The 18,281-nt window shown below is 58.1% G+C and carries 31 protein-coding genes; all 31 read left to right on the top strand.

Annotated features, from left to right (window positions below; genetic code table 11):
* Window positions 1–16: 16 nt before the first annotated feature.
* The 31 genes from fusA (at window position 17) to rplQ (ending at window position 18,150) form a co-directional block, all read left to right on the top strand.
* Window positions 17–2,119: an elongation factor G gene (fusA, locus tag LPA37_RS25995; protein ID WP_228983634.1), complete on the top strand. Its 2,103-nt coding sequence runs from the start codon at window positions 17–19 to the stop codon at window positions 2,117–2,119.
* 48 nt (window positions 2,120–2,167) lie between these two features.
* Window positions 2,168–3,358: an elongation factor Tu gene (tuf, locus tag LPA37_RS25990; RefSeq protein ID WP_063497539.1), complete on the top strand. Its 1,191-nt coding sequence runs from the start codon at window positions 2,168–2,170 to the stop codon at window positions 3,356–3,358.
* Window positions 3,359–3,487: 129 nt separating this feature from the next.
* Window positions 3,488–3,799 (top strand): 30S ribosomal protein S10, encoded by a 312-nt coding sequence (gene rpsJ / locus LPA37_RS25985; RefSeq protein WP_006998489.1) that lies wholly within the window; start codon window positions 3,488–3,490, stop codon window positions 3,797–3,799.
* Between the two features lie 188 nt (window positions 3,800–3,987).
* Window positions 3,988–4,647 carry a 50S ribosomal protein L3 gene (rplC, locus tag LPA37_RS25980; protein WP_229014081.1) on the top strand — a complete coding sequence of 220 codons (660 nt, stop codon included), beginning with the start codon at window positions 3,988–3,990 and terminating at the stop codon, window positions 4,645–4,647.
* Window positions 4,647–5,267, top strand: coding sequence for a 50S ribosomal protein L4 (gene rplD, locus LPA37_RS25975; protein WP_090537177.1), 621 nt, complete (start codon window positions 4,647–4,649; stop codon window positions 5,265–5,267). Before rplC ends, rplD begins: the two co-directional genes overlap by 1 nt.
* Window positions 5,264–5,578 carry a 50S ribosomal protein L23 gene (gene rplW / locus LPA37_RS25970; protein WP_090537179.1) on the top strand — a complete coding sequence of 105 codons (315 nt, stop codon included), beginning with the start codon at window positions 5,264–5,266 and terminating at the stop codon, window positions 5,576–5,578. The genes rplD and rplW overlap by 4 nt, the downstream gene beginning before the upstream one ends.
* 2 nt (window positions 5,579–5,580) lie before the next feature.
* Window positions 5,581–6,408: a 50S ribosomal protein L2 gene (gene rplB, locus LPA37_RS25965; protein WP_228882669.1), complete on the top strand. Its 828-nt coding sequence runs from the start codon at window positions 5,581–5,583 to the stop codon at window positions 6,406–6,408.
* Window positions 6,409–6,418: 10 nt separating this feature from the next.
* Complete coding sequence (gene rpsS / locus LPA37_RS25960; protein WP_054036552.1) at window positions 6,419–6,694, top strand: 30S ribosomal protein S19; 276 nt, start codon at window positions 6,419–6,421, stop codon at window positions 6,692–6,694.
* A gap of 7 nt (window positions 6,695–6,701) precedes the next feature.
* Window positions 6,702–7,034: a 50S ribosomal protein L22 gene (gene rplV, locus LPA37_RS25955; RefSeq protein ID WP_197070230.1), complete on the top strand. Its 333-nt coding sequence runs from the start codon at window positions 6,702–6,704 to the stop codon at window positions 7,032–7,034.
* Window positions 7,035–7,045: 11 nt separating this feature from the next.
* The gene (gene rpsC, locus LPA37_RS25950) at window positions 7,046–7,852 is read left to right on the top strand and encodes a 30S ribosomal protein S3 (RefSeq protein WP_228983630.1); all 807 of its coding nucleotides are present in this window, start codon (window positions 7,046–7,048) and stop codon (window positions 7,850–7,852) included.
* Between the two features lie 2 nt (window positions 7,853–7,854).
* Window positions 7,855–8,271 carry a 50S ribosomal protein L16 gene (gene rplP / locus LPA37_RS25945; RefSeq protein ID WP_090537188.1) on the top strand — a complete coding sequence of 139 codons (417 nt, stop codon included), beginning with the start codon at window positions 7,855–7,857 and terminating at the stop codon, window positions 8,269–8,271.
* 10 nt (window positions 8,272–8,281) lie between these two features.
* A complete protein-coding gene (rpmC, locus tag LPA37_RS25940; RefSeq protein WP_091019615.1) occupies window positions 8,282–8,476 on the top strand; it encodes a 50S ribosomal protein L29 in 195 nt (64 codons plus the stop codon).
* Window positions 8,473–8,745, top strand: coding sequence for a 30S ribosomal protein S17 (gene rpsQ, locus LPA37_RS25935; RefSeq protein ID WP_228882652.1), 273 nt, complete (start codon window positions 8,473–8,475; stop codon window positions 8,743–8,745). The genes rpmC and rpsQ overlap by 4 nt, the downstream gene beginning before the upstream one ends.
* A 289-nt stretch (window positions 8,746–9,034) precedes the next feature.
* Window positions 9,035–9,403: a 50S ribosomal protein L14 gene (rplN, locus tag LPA37_RS25930; RefSeq protein ID WP_006052212.1), complete on the top strand. Its 369-nt coding sequence runs from the start codon at window positions 9,035–9,037 to the stop codon at window positions 9,401–9,403.
* Window positions 9,404–9,412: 9 nt separating this feature from the next.
* A complete protein-coding gene (rplX, locus tag LPA37_RS25925) occupies window positions 9,413–9,721 on the top strand; it encodes a 50S ribosomal protein L24 (protein WP_006052213.1) in 309 nt (102 codons plus the stop codon).
* A gap of 16 nt (window positions 9,722–9,737) precedes the next feature.
* Window positions 9,738–10,277 carry a 50S ribosomal protein L5 gene (rplE, locus tag LPA37_RS25920; RefSeq protein ID WP_090537192.1) on the top strand — a complete coding sequence of 180 codons (540 nt, stop codon included), beginning with the start codon at window positions 9,738–9,740 and terminating at the stop codon, window positions 10,275–10,277.
* A gap of 7 nt (window positions 10,278–10,284) precedes the next feature.
* Complete coding sequence (gene rpsN, locus LPA37_RS25915) at window positions 10,285–10,590, top strand: 30S ribosomal protein S14 (RefSeq protein WP_133661207.1); 306 nt, start codon at window positions 10,285–10,287, stop codon at window positions 10,588–10,590.
* Between the two features lie 14 nt (window positions 10,591–10,604).
* Complete coding sequence (gene rpsH, locus LPA37_RS25910) at window positions 10,605–11,000, top strand: 30S ribosomal protein S8 (protein WP_090537196.1); 396 nt, start codon at window positions 10,605–10,607, stop codon at window positions 10,998–11,000.
* A gap of 20 nt (window positions 11,001–11,020) precedes the next feature.
* Window positions 11,021–11,551 (top strand): 50S ribosomal protein L6, encoded by a 531-nt coding sequence (rplF, locus tag LPA37_RS25905; RefSeq protein ID WP_090537198.1) that lies wholly within the window; start codon window positions 11,021–11,023, stop codon window positions 11,549–11,551.
* A gap of 12 nt (window positions 11,552–11,563) precedes the next feature.
* On the top strand, window positions 11,564–11,929 hold the full coding sequence (rplR, locus tag LPA37_RS25900) for a 50S ribosomal protein L18 (protein ID WP_008923336.1): 366 nt from the start codon (window positions 11,564–11,566) through the stop codon (window positions 11,927–11,929).
* A 14-nt stretch (window positions 11,930–11,943) separates the two neighbouring features.
* Window positions 11,944–12,462, top strand: a complete 519-nt coding sequence (gene rpsE, locus LPA37_RS25895; RefSeq protein WP_007180127.1) for a 30S ribosomal protein S5 — start codon at window positions 11,944–11,946, stop codon at window positions 12,460–12,462.
* 14 nt (window positions 12,463–12,476) lie between these two features.
* Window positions 12,477–12,659, top strand: coding sequence for a 50S ribosomal protein L30 (gene rpmD, locus LPA37_RS25890; RefSeq protein WP_006052220.1), 183 nt, complete (start codon window positions 12,477–12,479; stop codon window positions 12,657–12,659).
* Window positions 12,660–12,688: 29 nt separating this feature from the next.
* Complete coding sequence (gene rplO, locus LPA37_RS25885; RefSeq protein WP_228983628.1) at window positions 12,689–13,123, top strand: 50S ribosomal protein L15; 435 nt, start codon at window positions 12,689–12,691, stop codon at window positions 13,121–13,123.
* A 46-nt stretch (window positions 13,124–13,169) separates the two neighbouring features.
* Window positions 13,170–14,516, top strand: a complete 1,347-nt coding sequence (secY, locus tag LPA37_RS25880) for a preprotein translocase subunit SecY (RefSeq protein ID WP_228983626.1) — start codon at window positions 13,170–13,172, stop codon at window positions 14,514–14,516.
* Between the two features lie 8 nt (window positions 14,517–14,524).
* Window positions 14,525–14,743 carry a translation initiation factor IF-1 gene (gene infA / locus LPA37_RS25875; RefSeq protein ID WP_004521905.1) on the top strand — a complete coding sequence of 73 codons (219 nt, stop codon included), beginning with the start codon at window positions 14,525–14,527 and terminating at the stop codon, window positions 14,741–14,743.
* 20 nt (window positions 14,744–14,763) lie between these two features.
* Window positions 14,764–14,880, top strand: coding sequence for a 50S ribosomal protein L36 (gene rpmJ / locus LPA37_RS25870; protein WP_004199844.1), 117 nt, complete (start codon window positions 14,764–14,766; stop codon window positions 14,878–14,880).
* Between the two features lie 41 nt (window positions 14,881–14,921).
* Window positions 14,922–15,287, top strand: a complete 366-nt coding sequence (gene rpsM, locus LPA37_RS25865; protein WP_006052223.1) for a 30S ribosomal protein S13 — start codon at window positions 14,922–14,924, stop codon at window positions 15,285–15,287.
* 28 nt (window positions 15,288–15,315) lie between these two features.
* The gene (rpsK, locus tag LPA37_RS25860; RefSeq protein ID WP_035506748.1) at window positions 15,316–15,720 is read left to right on the top strand and encodes a 30S ribosomal protein S11; all 405 of its coding nucleotides are present in this window, start codon (window positions 15,316–15,318) and stop codon (window positions 15,718–15,720) included.
* A gap of 144 nt (window positions 15,721–15,864) precedes the next feature.
* Complete coding sequence (rpsD, locus tag LPA37_RS25855) at window positions 15,865–16,488, top strand: 30S ribosomal protein S4 (protein ID WP_090537205.1); 624 nt, start codon at window positions 15,865–15,867, stop codon at window positions 16,486–16,488.
* A 124-nt stretch (window positions 16,489–16,612) separates the two neighbouring features.
* On the top strand, window positions 16,613–17,590 hold the full coding sequence (locus tag LPA37_RS25850) for a DNA-directed RNA polymerase subunit alpha (protein WP_228983624.1): 978 nt from the start codon (window positions 16,613–16,615) through the stop codon (window positions 17,588–17,590).
* A gap of 164 nt (window positions 17,591–17,754) precedes the next feature.
* Window positions 17,755–18,150 (top strand): 50S ribosomal protein L17, encoded by a 396-nt coding sequence (gene rplQ / locus LPA37_RS25845; RefSeq protein ID WP_090537209.1) that lies wholly within the window; start codon window positions 17,755–17,757, stop codon window positions 18,148–18,150.
* The last annotated feature ends 131 nt before the right edge of the window (window positions 18,151–18,281 follow it).

Raw genomic sequence — 18,281 nt, 5'->3', positions numbered from 1 at the left:
CCAATAGAGGATCAAAGTGGCTCGCAAGACACCTATCGAGCGCTACCGCAACATCGGTATTAGCGCTCACATCGACGCCGGCAAAACGACGACGACCGAGCGCATCCTGTTCTACACCGGCGTGAACCACAAGATTGGTGAAGTGCACGACGGCGCAGCAACCATGGACTGGATGGAGCAGGAGCAGGAGCGCGGTATCACGATTACGTCGGCTGCTACCACTGCCTTCTGGAAAGGCATGGCAGGCGATCGCGCCGAGCACCGTATCAACATCATCGACACCCCGGGCCACGTTGACTTCACGATTGAAGTTGAGCGCTCGATGCGCGTGCTCGACGGTGCATGCATGGTTTACTGCGCTGTGGGCGGTGTGCAGCCCCAGTCGGAAACGGTGTGGCGTCAGGCTAACAAGTACAAGGTTCCCCGCCTCGCGTTCATCAACAAGATGGACCGTACCGGTGCGAACTTCTTCAAGGTCTACGACCAGCTCAAGCTGCGTCTGAAGGCGAACCCGGTTCCGGTCGTAGTGCCTATCGGCGCTGAGGAAACGTTCACGGGCGTCGTTGATCTGCTGAAGATGAAGGCGATCATTTGGGATGATGCGTCCCAGGGTACCAAGTTCTCGTACGAAGAAATTCCGGCTGAACTCGTCGACACGTGCAACGAGTGGCGCGAGAAGATGGTCGAGGCTGCGGCTGAGTCGAGCGAAGACCTGATGAACAAGTACCTCGAATCAGGCGAACTGACCGAAGAGGAAATCGTCAAGGGTCTGCGCGACCGTACGATTGCTTGCGAAATCCAGCCGATGCTGTGCGGTACCGCGTTCAAGAACAAGGGCGTGCAACGGATGCTGGACGCCGTGCTCGACTTCCTGCCGTCGCCGATCGACATTCCGCCGGTTACGGGCGAACTCGAAAATGGTGAAAAGGCTGAGCGTCGCGCAGCTGACGACGAGAAGTTCTCGTCCCTCGCATTCAAGATCATGACCGACCCGTTCGTCGGCCAGTTGATCTTCTTCCGTGTGTACTCCGGCACGACGAAGTCGGGCGACACGCTGCTGAACGCGACCAAGGACAAGAAGGAACGTCTCGGTCGTATTCTGCTGATGCACGCGAACCAGCGCGAAGAAATCAAGGAAGTGCACGCGGGCGACATCGCTGCTGCTGTTGGCCTGAAAGACGCGACCACGGGCGACACGCTGTGCGATCCGCTGCATCCGATCGTGCTGGAACGCATGATTTTCCCGGAGCCGGTGATCTCGCAGGCTGTTGAGCCGAAGACGAAGCCGGACCAGGAAAAGATGGGTCTGGCGCTGAACCGCCTGGCTCAGGAAGATCCGTCGTTCCGCGTTCAAACGGACGAAGAATCGGGTCAAACCATTATTTCAGGCATGGGCGAGCTCCACCTGGAAATTCTGGTTGACCGGATGAAGCGTGAGTTCGGCGTCGAGGCGACGGTTGGCAAGCCGCAAGTGGCGTATCGTGAAACGATCCGCGGCAAGGCTGAAGACGTCGACGGCAAGTTCGTCAAGCAGTCGGGTGGTCGTGGCCAGTACGGTCACGCGGTCATCACGCTCGAGCCGAACGAGCAGGGCAAGGGCTACGAATTCCTGGACGAAATCAAGGGCGGCGTGATTCCGCGTGAATACATTCCGGCAGTCGACAAGGGTATCCAGGAAACGCTGAAAGCAGGCGTGCTGGCGGGCTTCCCGGTCGTTGACGTGAAGGTTCACCTGACGTTCGGTTCGTACCACGACGTCGACTCGAACGAAAATGCGTTCCGCATGGCTGGTTCGATGGCGTTCAAAGAAGCAATGCGCAAGGCTCAACCGGTCATCCTCGAACCGATGATGGCTGTGGAAGTCGAAACGCCTGAAGATTACATGGGCAACGTGATGGGTGACCTGTCGGGTCGTCGCGGCATCGTTCAGGGCATGGACGACATGGTTGGCGGCGGCAAGATCGTTCGCGCCGAAGTGCCGCTGTCGGAAATGTTCGGCTACTCGACGTCGCTGCGTTCGCTGACCCAGGGTCGTGCAACGTACACGATGGAGTTCAAGCACTATTCCGAAGCACCGCGCAACGTGTCGGAAGCGATCATCAACGCGAAGTCGAAGTAATCGCGCGGCAAGTCATTCAACGATCAACTTTTTTGAAAGAAGAGAAACATGGCTAAAGGTAAATTCGAACGGACCAAGCCGCACGTGAACGTCGGCACGATCGGTCACGTTGACCACGGCAAGACCACGCTGACGGCAGCGATCACGACGGTGCTGACCAAGAAGTTTGGTGGCGAAGCGAAGGCGTACGACCAGATCGACGCGGCGCCGGAAGAAAAGGCGCGTGGCATCACGATCAACACAGCGCACGTTGAGTATGAAACGGCGAACCGCCACTACGCGCACGTCGACTGCCCGGGCCACGCTGACTATGTGAAGAACATGATCACGGGCGCAGCGCAGATGGACGGCGCGATCCTGGTGTGCTCGGCTGCAGACGGCCCGATGCCGCAAACGCGTGAGCACATCCTGCTGGCGCGTCAGGTCGGTGTGCCGTACATCATCGTGTTCCTGAACAAGTGCGACATGGTGGACGACGCCGAGTTGCTGGAACTCGTCGAGATGGAAGTGCGCGAGCTGCTGTCGAAGTACGACTTCCCGGGCGACGACACGCCGATCATCAAGGGTTCGGCCAAGCTGGCGCTGGAAGGCGACACGGGCGAGCTGGGCGAAGTGGCGATCATGAACCTGGCTGATGCGCTGGACACGTACATCCCGACGCCGGAGCGCGCAGTGGATGGCGCGTTCCTGATGCCGGTGGAAGACGTGTTCTCGATCTCGGGTCGCGGCACGGTGGTGACGGGTCGGGTTGAGCGCGGCGTGGTGAAGGTCGGCGAAGAAATCGAAATCGTGGGTATCAAGCCGACGGTGAAGACGACCTGCACGGGCGTGGAAATGTTCCGCAAGCTGCTCGACCAGGGTCAGGCGGGCGACAACGTGGGTATCCTGCTGCGCGGCACGAAACGTGAAGACGTGGAGCGTGGCCAGGTGCTGGCCAAGCCGGGTTCGATCAACCCGCACACGCACTTTACGGCTGAGGTGTATGTGCTGAGCAAGGACGAAGGTGGCCGTCATACGCCGTTCTTCAACAACTATCGTCCGCAGTTCTACTTCCGTACGACGGACGTGACGGGCTCGATCGAGTTGCCGAAGGACAAGGAAATGGTCATGCCGGGCGACAACGTGTCGATTACGGTGAAGCTGATCAACCCGATCGCGATGGAAGAAGGCCTGCGCTTCGCCATCCGTGAAGGTGGCCGTACCGTCGGCGCCGGTGTCGTCGCAAAGATCCTCGAGTAAAATAGACGGATTGCAGTTGTAGTAGATGTGGTGCCCGGAGCCGGGCGCCCGCCCGCGGTGGGTGTCCGGCTCTTCGTTCTTTTATTGTCTGGCGGCGCAATGCTGCCTCGCTCTTTTCAAGGAATCGTCATGCAGAACCAGAAAATCCGCATTCGCCTGAAGGCGTTCGACTATCGTCTGATCGATCAATCGGCAGCTGAAATTGTTGATACGGCCAAGCGGACTGGCGCTATCGTTCGTGGTCCGGTACCCCTGCCGACGCGCATCCAGCGTTTCGACATCCTGCGCTCGCCGCACGTCAACAAAACGTCGCGCGATCAGCTCGAAATCCGTACACACCAACGCCTGATGGACATCGTCGACCCGACGGACAAGACGGTTGATGCGCTGATGAAGCTCGATCTGCCGGCTGGCGTGGACGTGGAGATCAAGCTGCAATAAGGCTTCCAGGCGGCGTCCGGATTGCCGGATGATGCTAAGTCATTGATTGCTTGCGGAAAACGAAAAGCCTCGCTATAATGCAAGGCTTTTCGCGCATTTGCGCAAAAAAGTCGGTGCGATTCAGTTCGAAAAACATCGGCATTTTGTAAATTAGCCCCGACCAATCGCAGTCGGGAATGGAGAAAACGATGAGCCTTGGACTCGTAGGTCGCAAGGTTGGCATGACCCGTATCTTCACGGCTGACGGGGATTCGATTCCCGTAACCGTGCTGGACGTGTCCGACAACCGCGTGACGCAGATCAAGACTGTTGAAACCGACGGCTACACCGCCGTTCAGGTTGCATTCGGTACCCGCCGTGCATCGCGTGTGACGAAGCCGCTGGCAGGTCACCTTGCTAAAGCAGGCGTCGAAGCCGGTGAAATCCTCAAAGAATTCAAGATCGATGCCACCAAGGCTGCCGAGTTGTCGAACGGCACCGTGGTCGGTCCCGACCTCTTCGAAGTAGGCCAGAAGGTCGACGTGCAAGGTGTGTCGATCGGTAAGGGCTACGCCGGTACCATCAAGCGTTACAACTTCGCATCCGGCCGTGCATCGCACGGTAACTCGCGCTCGCACAACGTGCCGGGTTCGATCGGTATGGCGCAGGATCCGGGTCGTGTTTTCCCGGGTAAGCGCATGACCGGTCACATGGGTGACGACACCGTAACCGTGCAAAACCTCGAAATCGCTCGTATCGACGCCGACCGCAAGTTGTTGCTGGTCAAGGGTGCCGTTCCGGGTGCGAAGGGCGGCAAGGTTTTCGTGACGCCGGCTGTGAAGACGCGCGCCGTGAAAGGAGCGAAATAATGGAACTTAAGCTCCTGAATGCCAATGGTCAGGAAGGCGCGGCTGTTAGCGCGTCGGACGTCGTGTTCGGCCGTGACTACAACGAAGCCCTGATTCACCAGGTCGTGGTGGCCTACCAGGCGAATGCCCGTAGCGGCAACCGCGCGCAGAAGGATCGTGAGCAGGTCAAGCACACGACCAAGAAGCCGTGGCGCCAGAAGGGTACGGGCCGCGCTCGTGCCGGTATGTCGTCGAGCCCGTTGTGGCGCGGCGGTGGCCGTATCTTCCCGAATTCGCCGGAAGAAAACTTTTCGCACAAGGTCAACAAGAAGATGCATCGCGCAGGTCTCTGCTCGATCTTCTCGCAGCTGGCCCGCGAAGGCCGCATTTCGGTGGTCGACGAGCTGACGCTCGAAGCCCCGAAGACGAAGCTGCTGGCCGAAAAATTCAAGGCGATGGGTCTCGACTCCGTGCTGGTCATCACCGACACGGTTGACGAAAACCTGTACCTCGCGTCGCGCAACCTCGCCCACGTGGCAGTTGTCGAGCCGCGTTACGCCGACCCGCTCTCGCTGATCTACTTCAAGAAGATCCTGATCACGAAGGCTGCGGTCGCCCAGATCGAGGAGTTGCTGTCATGAGCGAGATTCGCAAGAACGATCATCGTTTGATGCAGGTTCTGCTCGCGCCGGTGATCTCCGAAAAGGCGACGCTGGTGGCCGACAAGAACGAGCAGGTTGTGTTCGAAGTTGCGCCGGATGCTACGAAGCAGGAAGTCAAGGCTGCTGTCGAGCTGCTGTTCAAGGTGGAAGTCGATTCCGTCAACGTGCTGGTCGCGAAGGGCAAAGCCAAGCGCTTTGGTCGCTTCATGGGCAAGCGCAAGGACGTGAAGAAGGCGTACGTCTGCCTGAAGCCGGGTCAGGAAATCAACTTTGAAGCGGAGGCCAAGTAATCATGGCAATCGTTAAAGTTAAGCCGACCTCGCCGGGCCGCCGCGCGATGGTCAAGGTGGTCAACAAGGATCTGCATAAGGGCAAGCCGTACGCACCGCTGCTCGATTCGCAGAGCGTGACCGCCGGCCGTAACAACAACGGCCACATCACCACGCGCCATAAGGGCGGTGGTCATAAGCAACAATATCGTATCGTCGATTTCCGTCGCAACAAGGACGGCATTCCGGCGAAGGTCGAGCGTCTTGAGTACGATCCGAACCGTAGCGCGAACATCGCGCTGGTTCTGTACGCAGACGGCGAGCGCAAGTACATCATCGCGCCGAAGGGTGTGACGGTTGGCCAGCAGCTGATGTCGGGTTCGGAAGCTCCGATCCGCGCAGGTAACACGCTGCCGATCCGTAACATTCCGGTTGGTACGACGATTCACTGCATCGAAATGCTGCCGGGCAAGGGCGCGCAAATGGCGCGTTCGGCTGGCACGTCGGCGATGCTGCTGGCTCGTGAAGGCATCTACGCACAGGTCCGCCTGCGTTCAGGTGAAATCCGCCGCGTTCACGTTGAATGCCGCGCGACGATTGGTGAAGTTGGCAACGAAGAGCACAGCCTCCGTCAAATCGGTAAGGCTGGCGCGAACCGCTGGCGCGGTATCCGCCCGACGGTGCGTGGCGTAGCAATGAACCCTGTCGATCACCCGCACGGTGGTGGTGAAGGCAAGACGGCTGCAGGTCGCGATCCGGTGAGCCCGTGGGGCACGCCGACGAAGGGTTATCGTACCCGCAGCAACAAGCGCACGACGAGCATGATCGTCCAGCGCCGTCACAAGCGCTAAGGAGTAAGCAATGGCACGTTCTGTAAAAAAAGGTCCGTTCTGCGACGCCCATTTGCTGAAGAAAGTTGAGTCGGCAGCCGCTGCGCGTGACAAGAAGCCGATCAAAACCTGGTCGCGTCGTTCGACAATTCTGCCGGATTTCATCGGTCTGACGATTGCTGTGCATAACGGCCGTCAACACGTCCCGGTGTACATCTCGGAAAATATGGTCGGCCACAAGCTTGGCGAGTTTGCATTGACCCGGACGTTCAAGGGTCACGCAGCCGACAAGAAGGCCAAGAAATAAGGGGCTCATGATGGAAGTGAAAGCAATTCATCGCGGTGCCCGCATCTCGGCGCAGAAAACGCGCCTTGTGGCTGACCAGATCCGCGGTTTGCCGGTCGACAAGGCGTTGAACGTTCTGACGTTCTCGCCGAAGAAGGCTGCGGGAATCGTGAAAAAGGTCGTGCTGTCGGCGATCGCGAATGCGGAGCATAACGAAGGCGCCGATATCGACGAGCTCAAGGTAACGAGCATCATGGTCGACAAGGCTGCCTCGCTCAAGCGTTTTACCGCGCGCGCTAAAGGCCGCGGTAATCGTATCGAGAAGCAATCCTGTCACATCACTGTGACGGTCGGGAATTAAGGGGTCATACGATGGGACAAAAAATTCATCCGACTGGCTTCCGTTTGGCCGTCAGCCGCAATTGGGCATCGCGTTGGTACGCGAACAACACCAATTTCGCTGCGATGTTGCAGGAAGACATCGGTGTTCGTGAATACCTGAAAAAGAAGCTGAAAAACGCTTCGGTTGGTCGCGTCGTTATCGAGCGTCCGGCGAAAAACGCGCGCATCACGATTTATAGCTCGCGTCCGGGTGTGGTCATCGGCAAGAAGGGCGAGGATATCGAGTTGCTGAAGTCGGAGCTGCAACGCCGCATGGGCGTTCCGGTCCACGTCAACATCGAGGAAATCCGCAAGCCGGAAACCGACGCGCAACTGATCGCCGATTCGATCACGCAACAGCTCGAGCGTCGGATCATGTTCCGCCGCGCGATGAAGCGTGCGATGCAAAACGCCATGCGTCTGGGTGCTCAAGGCATCAAGATCATGAGCGCTGGCCGTCTGAACGGTATCGAAATCGCCCGTACGGAGTGGTATCGCGAAGGTCGCGTGCCCCTTCATACGCTGCGTGCCGATATCGACTACGCAACTTCGGAAGCGAAGACGACGTACGGCATCATCGGCGTGAAGGTGTGGGTCTACAAGGGCGACACGCTCGGCCGCAACGACGCACCGGTGGTGGAAGAAGTCGCCGAAGAAAAGCGTCCGCGCCGCAACGCACGTCCGGGTGGCGATCGCCGCCCGCGTCGCGATGGTGAAGGTGGTGGGCCGGCAGGTGCACGTCGTGGCGCTCCCCGTCGCACGGGCGGTACCGGCGGCGACGGTAAGACTGGAGAATAACGATGCTGCAACCGAAACGCAGAAAGTATCGCAAAGAGCAGAAGGGTCGTAACACCGGTATCGCAACCCGTGGCAACGCGGTGTCGTTCGGTGAATTCGGTCTGAAGGCTATCGGTCGTGGTCGTTTGACCGCGCGCCAGATTGAAGCGGCTCGTCGTGCAATGACGCGCCACATCAAGCGTGGTGGCCGCATCTGGATCCGCATCTTCCCGGACAAGCCGATCTCGCATAAGCCGGCGGAAGTACGTATGGGTAACGGTAAAGGTAACCCAGAGTACTACGTCGCGGAGATTCAACCGGGCAAGATGCTGTACGAAATGGACGGCGTAACCGAAGAGCTGGCACGCGAAGCGTTCCGTCTGGCTGCAGCAAAGCTGCCGCTGAAGACGAGCTTCATCGTGCGTCAGCTCGGCGCCTAAGGAGTAGATGATGAAGGCTTCCGAACTTCACCCGAAAGATCAGGCCGCGCTCAACAAGGAGCTGTCGGACCTGTTGAAGGCGCAATTCGGTCTGCGCATGCAACTCGCGACCCAGCAGCTCACGAATACGAGCCAGCTGAAGAAGGTCCGTCGCGATATCGCTCGTGTGCGGACCGTCCTGACTGAGAAGGCGAACCAGAAATGAACGATAGCGTAAAAACCTCGCTCAAGCGGACGCTGGTCGGCAAGGTCGTCAGCAACAAGATGGACAAGACGGTCACTGTGCTGGTCGAGCACCGCGTGAAGCACCCGATCTATGGCAAGTACGTCGTGCGTTCGAAGAAATACCACGCACACGACGACGCAAACACGTACAACGAGGGTGACCTCGTTGAAATCCAGGAGACCCGTCCGATTTCGAAGACGAAGGCTTGGACAGTGGCTCGCCTGATCGAGGCTGCTCGCGTCATCTGACGGCGCAAGTTGTCGAAGTAGTTGAAATCGCAGTAAGTTTCGCTTGCAAGACCGGGATTATTTGTTATAATCTCGGTCTTCCCTCTTTTATGGGAGCCCCGTCGCGGGCGAAGTTGGTGGGGGAAGCGGTGCAGGCGCCAGTCTGTTCCGAAGGATTCACCGGATTGCGATGGCGGGTTTCGTTTGCCGTCGCTGCTGTTCTAACCCAAGCAGCCGATTGGCTGACGGGACCAAGACTGACCGGGTGCGCCATGGTGGTGTGACCGGATTAAGTTGGGAAAGATAAACCATGATCCAGACCGAAACTCGGCTTGAAGTGGCCGACAACACAGGTGCGCGTGAAGTCATGTGCATCAAGGTGCTCGGCGGCTCGAAGCGTCGTTATGCCAGCATTGGCGACATCATCAAGGTGACCGTCAAAGAAGCAACGCCGCGCGGGCGCGTGAAGAAAGGCGAAATTTATAACGCCGTGGTGGTTCGTACCGCCAAGGGCGTGCGCCGTCAGGACGGCTCGCTGATCAAGTTCGACGGCAACGCAGCTGTGCTGTTGAATGCCAAGCTCGAGCCCATTGGCACCCGTATTTTCGGGCCTGTCACGCGCGAGTTGCGCAGCGAACGATTCATGAAGATCGTTTCGCTGGCACCTGAAGTGCTGTAAGGAGTCGCGATGAACAAGATTCGCAAAGGTGACGAAGTTATCGTCATCACCGGCAAAGATAAAGGCAAGCGCGGCGTCGTGCTGTCCGTTGGCGAAGGCAAAGTGATTGTCGAGGGTATCAACCTCGTCAAGAAGCACGTCAAGCCGAACCCGATGAAGGGAACGACGGGCGGTGTGGAAGCCAAGACGATGCCGCTGCAAATTTCGAACGTCGCATTGGTCGACGCGAATGGCAAGGCGTCGCGTGTAGGCATCAAGGTCGAGGGAGACAAGAAAGTCCGTTTCCTTAAGACGACCGGTGCTGAGCTGAGCGCCTGACGCTGCGGAGTAAAAAATGGCTCGTTTGCAAGAATTTTACAAAGAGAAGGTTGTACCCGGCCTCGTCGAGAAGTTCGGTTACAAATCCGTGATGGAAGTGCCGCGCATCACCAAGATCACCCTGAACATGGGTGTGGGTGAGGCGATTGCGGACAAGAAAGTCATCGAGAATGCCATTGGCGACCTGACGAAGATTGCTGGCCAGAAGCCGGTGATCACGAAGGCACGCAAGGCAATCGCTGGCTTCAAGATCCGTCAGGGCTATCCGATCGGTGCAATGGTCACGTTGCGTGGTCAGGCAATGTACGAATTTCTGGACCGTTTCGTGACGGTCGCGCTCCCCCGTGTGCGTGACTTCCGTGGCGTGTCGGGTCGTGCGTTCGATGGTCGCGGCAACTACAACATCGGTGTGAAAGAGCAGATTATTTTCCCCGAAATCGACTACGACAAAATCGACGCGCTGCGTGGGCTGAACATCAGCATCACGACGACCGCGAAGACCGACGACGAAGCCAAGGCGCTGCTCGCCAGCTTCAAGTTCCCGTTCAGAAACTGAGGTTACCGTGGCTAAACTGGCACTGATCGAACGTGAAAAGAAGCGTGCACGCCTCGCAGCCAAGTTCGCTCCCAAGCGCGCTGAACTGAAGGCGGTCATCGACGACCAAAGCAAGTCGGATGAAGAGCGTTATGCAGCCCGTCTGGAACTGCAGCAACTGCCGCGCAACTCTAACCCGACCCGTAAGCGCAACCGTTGCGCTATCACTGGTCGTCCGCGCGGTACGTTCCGTAAATTCGGGCTGGCGCGTAACAAGATTCGCGAAATCGCGTTCCGCGGCGAGATCCCTGGCCTGACCAAGGCGAGCTGGTAATAGGAGAAACGTAAATGAGCATGAGTGATCCTATCGCCGATATGCTGACTCGCATCCGCAATGCGCAGATGGTCGAGAAGGTTTCGGTGACAATGCCCTCGTCAAAAGTGAAGGTTGCGATTGCGCAGGTCCTGAAGGACGAAGGCTATATCGATGATTTCGCAGTGAAGGCTGAAGGTGCGAAATCTGAATTGAACATCGCGTTGAAGTACTACGCGGGCCGTCCGGTTATCGAGCGCCTTGAACGCGTTTCGAAGCCTGGTCTGCGTGTATATCGCGGTCGTAACGACATCCCGACGGTCATGAATGGCCTCGGCGTGGCAATCGTGTCGACGCCGAAGGGCGTGATGACGGACCGCAAGGCGCGCGCTACGGGCGTTGGTGGCGAAGTCATCTGCTACGTCGCTTAAGGCCGAAAGGAGAGAGAAACATGTCTCGAGTAGGTAAAAGCCCGATCGCGCTGCAAGGCGCAGAAGTGGCCCTGAGCGACGAACGTATTACCGTCAAGGGCCCGCTGGGTACGATTACGCAAGCTGCAAATCGCCTCGTGAAAGTGGTAAACGACAACGGCACGCTGAAAGTCGAGCCGGTTGACGAAAGCCGCGAAGCGAACGCGATGTCGGGCACGATGCGCGCACTGGTGGCGAACATGGTGAACGGCGTGACGAAGGGTTTCGAGCGCAAGCTGACGCTGGTTGGCGTCGGTTACCGCGCACAGGCGCAAGGCGACAAGCTGAATCTGTCGCTGGGTTTCTCGCACCCGGTGGTGCACCAGATGCCGGAAGGCGTGAAGGCTGAAACCCCGTCGCAAACCGAAATCGTGATCAAGGGGATCAATAAACAACAAGTTGGCCAGGTCGCTGCAGAAGTGCGCGGCTATCGTCCGCCGGAGCCCTACAAAGGCAAGGGTGTGCGTTACGCCAACGAGGTTGTGATCCTCAAAGAAACGAAGAAGAAGTAAGGGTGCGCAATCATGGATAAGACTCAATCTCGCCTGCGCCGCGCTCGTCAGACGCGTATCAAGATCGCTGAGCTGCAGGTCGCGCGTCTCGCCGTGCATCGCACGAACACGCACATCTACGCGCAGGTGTTCTCGCCGTGCGGCACCAAGGTGCTTGCCAGCGCGTCGACGCTCGAAGCCGAAGTGCGTGCGCAACTGGCTGACCAGTCCGGCAAGGGCGGCAACGTCGCCGCTGCCACGCTGATCGGCAAGCGCATCGCAGAAAAGGCTAAGGCTGCCGGCATCGAATCCGTCGCCTTCGACCGTTCGGGTTTCCGTTACCACGGCCGCGTGAAAGCGCTGGCTGATGCGGCGCGCGAAGCCGGACTTAAGTTCTAAGGGAAGAATTCGTCATGGCAAAGATGCAAGCGAAAGTTCAGGCTGACGAACGCGACGACGGCCTTCGTGAAAAGATGATTTCGGTCAACCGCGTGACCAAGGTCGTGAAGGGTGGCCGTATTCTCGGCTTCGCCGCACTGACCGTGGTTGGCGATGGTGATGGCCGCATCGGCATGGGCAAGGGCAAAGCGAAGGAAGTTCCGGTTGCTGTTCAAAAGGCAATGGAACAGGCTCGCCGTAACATGTTCAAGGTGCCGCTCAAGAATGGTACGTTGCAGCACGAAGTGCACGGCAAGCACGGCGCATCCGCAGTCCTCCTCGCTCCGGCGAAGGATGGTACAGGCGTGATCGCTGGTGGCCCGATGCGCGCAGTGTTCGACGTGATGGGCGTGCAAAATGTGGTGGCCAAGAGCCACGGTTCGACGAACCCTTACAACCTCGTCCGTGCGACGCTCGATGGCCTGCGCAAGCAGTCCACCCCGGGCGACATCGCGGCGAAGCGTGGTAAGTCCGTCGAAGATATTTTGGGCTAAGCCAGGTGGTCACCATGTCTGAAAAAACTGTCAAGGTTCAGCTCGTCAAGAGCCTGATCGGGACCCGCGAAACGCACCGTGCAACGGTGCGTGGTCTGGGCCTGCGCCGACTTAACTCGGTTAGCGAGCTGCAGGACACGCCGGCTGTGCGCGGCATGATCAACAAGGTTTCGTACCTCGTTAAGGTCATCAGCTAAGCGGCTGACCAGGACTCAAGGAGTTGATAATGGAATTGAATAACCTGAAGCCGGCAGAAGGCTCGAAGCACGCAAAGCGTCGCGTCGGTCGTGGCATCGGCTCCGGACTCGGCAAGACCGCAGGTCGCGGTCACAAGGGTCAGAAGTCGCGCTCGGGCGGCTTTCACAAGGTTGGCTTCGAAGGCGGTCAAATGCCGCTGCAACGTCGTCTGCCGAAGCGCGGCTTCACGTCGCTGACGAGGGAATTTGTCGGCGAAGTGCGTCTCTCGGATCTGGAAAAGCTGCCGGTCGACGAAATCGATCTGCTGGCTCTGAAGCAAGCCGGCCTGCTCGGTGAGCTGATCAAGAGCGCCAAGATCATCGCGACGGGCGAGCTGAAGCGCAAGGTCGTTGTGAAGGGTCTGGGTGCGACGAAGGGTGCACGTGCTGCTATTGAAGCAGCAGGTGGCTCTTTTGCCGAGTAACGTGCAAGTCGATTGCCGTCACTAGCATTTGCATCGGAGAAGGTACTTGGCTAACAGCCCGAGTCTCGCAAAACCCGGTCGAAGCGCGGCGAAGTTTGGCGATCTGCGTCGGCGGGCAGTATTTCTGCTGCTGGCGCTGGTCGTCTACCGTATCGGCGCGCATATTCCGGTGCCGGGTATCGACCCGGACCAACTGGCGAAGCTGTTCCAAAGCCAGTCGGGCGGCATCCTTGGCATGTTCAACATGTTCTCGGGTGGCGCACTCTCGCGGTTCACGATTTTCGCGCTTGGGATCATGCCGTACATTTCGGCGTCGATCATCATGCAGTTGCTGGCGATTGTCTCGCCGCAGCTCGAGGCGCTGAAGAAAGAAGGACAGTCGGGGCAGCGGAAAATTACGCAGTACACGCGGGTCTTTACCGTGTTGCTTGCTACTTTCCAGGCGTTCGGCATTGCCGTCGCGCTTGAGAATCAGCCGGCACTCGTCATTGATCCGGGTATGGTGTTCCGGCTCACGACGGTTGTGACGCTGGTGACCGGTACGATGTTCCTGATGTGGCTGGGTGAGCAGATCACGGAGCGCGGACTGGGTAACGGCATCTCGATCATCATTTTCGGCGGTATTGCAGCGGGTTTCCCGAATGCAATCGGTGGTCTGTTCTCGCTGGTGCAAACCGGCTCGATGGGTCCGGTTTCGGCGATTATCGTCGTCGCGCTGATTGCTGCTGTGACGTATGTGGTGGTGTTCATCGAACGCGGCCAGCGCAAGATTCTTGTGAATTACGCCAAGCGGCAGGTGGGCAACAAGATTTACGGTGGCCAGTCTTCGCATTTGCCGCTGAAACTGAACATGTCGGGTGTGATTCCGCCGATCTTCGCGTCGTCGATCATTCTCTTCCCGGCAACCATCCTGAACTGGTTCAGTTCGGGGTCGCGTACCGGCTGGTTTGGCGACACGCTGCATAACGTGGCTGAGGCGCTCAAACCGGGTCAACCGGTGTACGTGTTGTTGTACGCGTTGGCGATCGTATTCTTCTGCTTCTTCTACACCGCACTGGTGTTCAACAGTAGAGAGACGGCCGACAACCTGAAGAAGAGCGGCGCTTTCGTACCGGGCATCCGTCCGGGCGATCAGACGGCTCGATATATCGACCGCATCCTCACGCGTTTGACGCTGGCTGGTGCGATCTACATCGTGTTCGTTTGTCTGCTGCCTGAGTTTCTGGTACTGCGCTGGAATGTGCCGTTTTATTTCGGTGGAACGTCGCTGCTGATCATTGTCGTCGTCACAATGGACTTCATGGCGCAGGTGCAGTCGTACGTTATGTCGCAACAGTATGAATCGCTGCTGAAGAAAGCCAATTTCAAAGGCGGCGGCGTCCCGATGCGTTGAAAGGACTTATGGCCAAAGACGATGTAATCCAGATGCAGGGTGAAGTCATCGAAAACCTGCCTAACGCTACCTTCAGGGTAAAGCTGGAAAACGGCCATGTCGTATTGGGACACATATCCGGCAAGATGCGGATGCATTACATCCGAATCCTGCCGGGCGACAAGGTGACGGTTGAATTGACGCCTTACGATCTGTCGCGTGCGCGGATCGTGTTCCGGGCGAAGTGATTTGAAAAAAGGGTAATATCATGAAAGTGATGGCATCGGTTAAGCGCATTTGCCGCAATTGCAAGATCATCAAGCGCAAGGGCGTTGTGCGCGTGATTTGCAGCTCTGATCCGCGCCACAAACAGCGTCAAGGCTGAACGCCGCGCTTTTGCTTGCGCTTTTTGTTTGAGGAAAAACAATGGCTCGTATCGCAGGGGTTAACATCCCGAATCACCAGCATACTGAAATCGGCCTGACGGCAATTTACGGTATCGGCCGCACGCGCTCGCGCGACATTTGCGTCGCTGCTGGTGTGGCATTTTCGAAGAAGGTCAAGGACCTGAACGACGCAGACCTCGAAAAGCTGCGTGAAGAAGTCGGCAAGTTCATCGTTGAAGGCGATCTTCGCCGTGAAACGACGATGAATATCAAGCGCCTGATGGATCTCGGCTGCTACCGTGGCGTGCGTCACCGCAAGGGCCTGCCCCTGCGTGGCCAGCGCACGCGTACGAATGCCCGTACGCGCAAGGGTCCGCGTCGTGCAGCGCAATCGCTGAAGAAGTAAGCGGAACTGACAGTTACAGGAAAACGTAATGGCTAAGGCTTCGAACAACTCCGCGGCGCAACGCGTTCGCAAGAAGGTCAAGAAGAACGTCGCCGAGGGCGTGGTTCACGTTCACGCGTCGTTCAACAACACCATCATCACGATCACCGATCGTCAAGGCAACGCGCTTGCCTGGGCAACGTCGGGTGGCCAGGGTTTCAAGGGCTCGCGTAAGTCGACGCCGTTTGCAGCTCAGGTTGCAGCCGAGTCGGCGGGTCGTGTGGCGCTGGAATACGGCGTAAAGAACCTCGAAGTACGGATCAAGGGCCCCGGTCCTGGCCGTGAGTCCGCGGTGCGCGCGCTGCATGGTCTTGGTATCAAGATCACCGCGATCTCCGACGTGACGCCGGTTCCGCACAACGGCTGCCGTCCGCCGAAGCGTCGTCGTATCTAAGACGCTGTTTTGCTAGTGCTCGTTGACGCCTCGCGCGCCGACGAGCTGCTTGCGTTATTGAATTGACTAAGCCCACCGTTCGACCCAAAGGGTTCGGACTAGCGTGAATTCAGATTCACGTGATCAAACAGAGAAGGAATCAACGTGGCACGTTATATCGGCCCCAAGGCCAAGCTCTCCCGCCGTGAAGGCACTGACCTCTTCCTGAAGAGCGCCCGTCGTTCGCTCGCTGACAAGTGCAAGCTTGACAGCAAGCCGGGCCAACATGGCCGCACGTCGGGTGCACGTACGTCCGATTACGGCACGCAGCTGCGCGAAAAGCAAAAAGTAAAGCGCATCTACGGTGTCCTCGAACGCCAGTTCCGCCGTTACTTCGCTGAAGCTGACCGCCTCAAGGGCAACACGGGTGAAAACCTGCTGCAACTGCTTGAGTCGCGTCTCGACAACGTCGTGTATCGCATGGGTTTCGGTTCGACGCGTGCAGAAGCACGTCAGTTGGTCGGCCACAAGGCGATCACGGTGAACGGCGTTGTGACCAACATTCCGTCGCTGCAAGTGAAGGCAGGTGATGTGGTGGCGGTTCGTGAGCAGGCCAAGAAGCAGGCGCGCATTCTCGAAGCGCTGTCGCTGGCCGAGCAAGGCGGACTGCCGGGCTGGGTTGCTGTTGATTCGAAGAAATTCGAAGGCACCTTCAAGCAAAAGCCGGAACGCAGCGACATCGCTGGCGATATCAACGAAAGCCTGATCGTCGAATTGTATTCGCGGTAATCGGATTAACGGCCGGGGCACCCTGATTGCGTTACGCAAGGGGGCGTCTCGGCTGTTTATTTTCAGGTTGTTACCGGTCAGCCTTATCGGTGTAACGAGCCGAGGGTATTGAAAAGGAAAACCTATGCAAACCAGTTTGTTGAAGCCCAAGATCATCGCAGTTGAATCGCTTGGCGACAGCCACGCGAAAGTGGTCATGGAACCGTTTGAACGCGGTTACGGCCACACCTTGGGTAACGCGCTTCGGCGTGTACTGCTTTCGTCGATGGTGGGCTACGCGCCGACCGAAGTGACGATCGCAGGCGTCGTGCACGAATACTCGACGCTTGACGGTGTGCAAGAGGACGTAGTCAACCTGTTGTTGAACCTGAAGGGCGTGGTGTTCAAGCTGCACAATCGCGACGAAGTCACGGTTACGCTGCGCAAGGAAGGCGAAGGCGTTGTCACCGCTGGCGACATCGAACTCGCGCACGACTGCGAAGTGATCAACCCTGATCACGTGATTGCACGTCTGTCGAAGGGCGGCAAGCTCGACGTTCAGATCAAGGTCGAGAAGGGCCGCGGCTATGTACCGGGCAATGTGCGTCGTTATGGCGAAGAGTCGGCCAAGATCATCGGCCGTATTGTGCTGGATGCATCGTTCTCACCGGTTCGCCGCGTGAGCTACGCCGTTGAAAGCGCGCGCGTCGAACAGCGTACTGACCTCGACAAGCTCGTCATGAACATCGAAACCAACGGTGTGATTTCGCCGGAAGAAGCGATTCGTCAATCGGCGCGTATTCTGGTTGATCAACTGTCGGTGTTCGCTGCTCTGGAAGGCACTGAAGCAACGGCCGAAGCGCCGTCGCGCGCGCCGCAGATCGATCCGATCCTGCTGCGTCCGGTGGATGATCTCGAACTCACGGTTCGTTCCGCGAACTGCCTGAAGGCAGAGAACATTTACTACATCGGCGACCTGATCCAGCGTACGGAAAACGAGTTGCTGAAGACGCCGAATCTGGGCCGCAAGTCGCTGAACGAGATCAAGGAAGTACTCGCTTCGCGTGGCCTGACGCTTGGAATGAAGCTCGAAAACTGGCCGCCGGCTGGTCTGGACAAGTAAGTCGAGAAGGAATCGCAGTTGTACCGCGACTGGCAAAGACGCGGATTTTCCTTTAAAATCCGCGTCTTGTCTTTTTTACTACCGGCCCGTGTGCTCACCCGCCTTCATGTCGGGCGGAGCGCGATAGAAGAGCTGGATCAAAACTCTGAATCAAAGGAATTAACATGCGTCACCGTCATGGTCTGCGGAAACTGAACCGCACGAGCAGCCACCGTCTGGCAATGCTCCGTAACATGTCCAACTCGCTGATCGAGCACGAAGTCATCAAGACGACGCTGCCGAAGGCGAAGGAACTCCGTAAAGTTGTCGAGCCGCTGATCACGCTCGGCAAGAAGCCGTCGCTGGCAAATCGTCGTCTGGCGTTCAACCGCCTGCGCGATCGTGACTCGGTCACGAAGCTCTTCGAAGTCCTCGGCCCGCGCTACGCGAACCGTCCGGGTGGCTACACGAGCATCCTGAAGTTCGGCTTCCGCGTCGGCGATAACGCTCCGATGGCGCTGGTTCAACTGATGGACCGCCCGGAAATCGTCGAAGCGGACGACATCCAGGAAGCGGAATAACCTCCCAGTATTAGCGAAAAAGCCAGGCAAACGCCTGGCTTTTTCGTTTGTGCGCCCAGCATGGGCGCACTCTTGTGGGTGCAAGTCCCACCGTAAGTTGATCACAGCGAGCGAAGCGAAGCGCAACTGCG

The organism is Paraburkholderia gardini, assembly GCF_907164545.1.
GTDB classification, from domain to species: domain Bacteria; phylum Pseudomonadota; class Gammaproteobacteria; order Burkholderiales; family Burkholderiaceae; genus Paraburkholderia; species Paraburkholderia gardini.
The sequence above is the reverse complement of the archived record's forward strand: the minus strand, read 5'-3'. Positions and strand labels throughout refer to the sequence as shown.

Bases quoted from the DNA above. Each gene is read 5' to 3' on its own strand.
- tuf (WP_063497539.1), top strand. From the start codon at position 2,168: ATGGCTAAAGGTAAATTCGAACGGACCAAGCCGCACGTGAACGTCGGC.
- rpsJ (WP_006998489.1), top strand. From the start codon at position 3,488: ATGCAGAACCAGAAAATCCGCATTCGCCTGAAGGCGTTCGACTATCGT.
- rplC (WP_229014081.1), top strand. From the start codon at position 3,988: ATGAGCCTTGGACTCGTAGGTCGCAAGGTTGGCATGACCCGTATCTTC.
- rplD (WP_090537177.1), top strand. From the start codon at position 4,647: ATGGAACTTAAGCTCCTGAATGCCAATGGTCAGGAAGGCGCGGCTGTT.
- rplW (WP_090537179.1), top strand. From the start codon at position 5,264: ATGAGCGAGATTCGCAAGAACGATCATCGTTTGATGCAGGTTCTGCTC.
- rplB (WP_228882669.1), top strand. From the start codon at position 5,581: ATGGCAATCGTTAAAGTTAAGCCGACCTCGCCGGGCCGCCGCGCGATG.
- rpsS (WP_054036552.1), top strand. From the start codon at position 6,419: ATGGCACGTTCTGTAAAAAAAGGTCCGTTCTGCGACGCCCATTTGCTG.
- rplV (WP_197070230.1), top strand. From the start codon at position 6,702: ATGATGGAAGTGAAAGCAATTCATCGCGGTGCCCGCATCTCGGCGCAG.
- rpsC (WP_228983630.1), top strand. From the start codon at position 7,046: ATGGGACAAAAAATTCATCCGACTGGCTTCCGTTTGGCCGTCAGCCGC.
- rplP (WP_090537188.1), top strand. From the start codon at position 7,855: ATGCTGCAACCGAAACGCAGAAAGTATCGCAAAGAGCAGAAGGGTCGT.
- rpmC (WP_091019615.1), top strand. From the start codon at position 8,282: ATGAAGGCTTCCGAACTTCACCCGAAAGATCAGGCCGCGCTCAACAAG.
- rpsQ (WP_228882652.1), top strand. From the start codon at position 8,473: ATGAACGATAGCGTAAAAACCTCGCTCAAGCGGACGCTGGTCGGCAAG.
- rplN (WP_006052212.1), top strand. From the start codon at position 9,035: ATGATCCAGACCGAAACTCGGCTTGAAGTGGCCGACAACACAGGTGCG.
- rplX (WP_006052213.1), top strand. From the start codon at position 9,413: ATGAACAAGATTCGCAAAGGTGACGAAGTTATCGTCATCACCGGCAAA.
- rplE (WP_090537192.1), top strand. From the start codon at position 9,738: ATGGCTCGTTTGCAAGAATTTTACAAAGAGAAGGTTGTACCCGGCCTC.
- rpsH (WP_090537196.1), top strand. From the start codon at position 10,605: ATGAGCATGAGTGATCCTATCGCCGATATGCTGACTCGCATCCGCAAT.
- rplF (WP_090537198.1), top strand. From the start codon at position 11,021: ATGTCTCGAGTAGGTAAAAGCCCGATCGCGCTGCAAGGCGCAGAAGTG.
- rplR (WP_008923336.1), top strand. From the start codon at position 11,564: ATGGATAAGACTCAATCTCGCCTGCGCCGCGCTCGTCAGACGCGTATC.
- rpsE (WP_007180127.1), top strand. From the start codon at position 11,944: ATGGCAAAGATGCAAGCGAAAGTTCAGGCTGACGAACGCGACGACGGC.
- rpmD (WP_006052220.1), top strand. From the start codon at position 12,477: ATGTCTGAAAAAACTGTCAAGGTTCAGCTCGTCAAGAGCCTGATCGGG.
- rplO (WP_228983628.1), top strand. From the start codon at position 12,689: ATGGAATTGAATAACCTGAAGCCGGCAGAAGGCTCGAAGCACGCAAAG.
- infA (WP_004521905.1), top strand. From the start codon at position 14,525: ATGGCCAAAGACGATGTAATCCAGATGCAGGGTGAAGTCATCGAAAAC.
- rpmJ (WP_004199844.1), top strand. From the start codon at position 14,764: ATGAAAGTGATGGCATCGGTTAAGCGCATTTGCCGCAATTGCAAGATC.
- rpsM (WP_006052223.1), top strand. From the start codon at position 14,922: ATGGCTCGTATCGCAGGGGTTAACATCCCGAATCACCAGCATACTGAA.
- rpsK (WP_035506748.1), top strand. From the start codon at position 15,316: ATGGCTAAGGCTTCGAACAACTCCGCGGCGCAACGCGTTCGCAAGAAG.
- LPA37_RS25850 (WP_228983624.1), top strand. From the start codon at position 16,613: ATGCAAACCAGTTTGTTGAAGCCCAAGATCATCGCAGTTGAATCGCTT.
- rplQ (WP_090537209.1), top strand. From the start codon at position 17,755: ATGCGTCACCGTCATGGTCTGCGGAAACTGAACCGCACGAGCAGCCAC.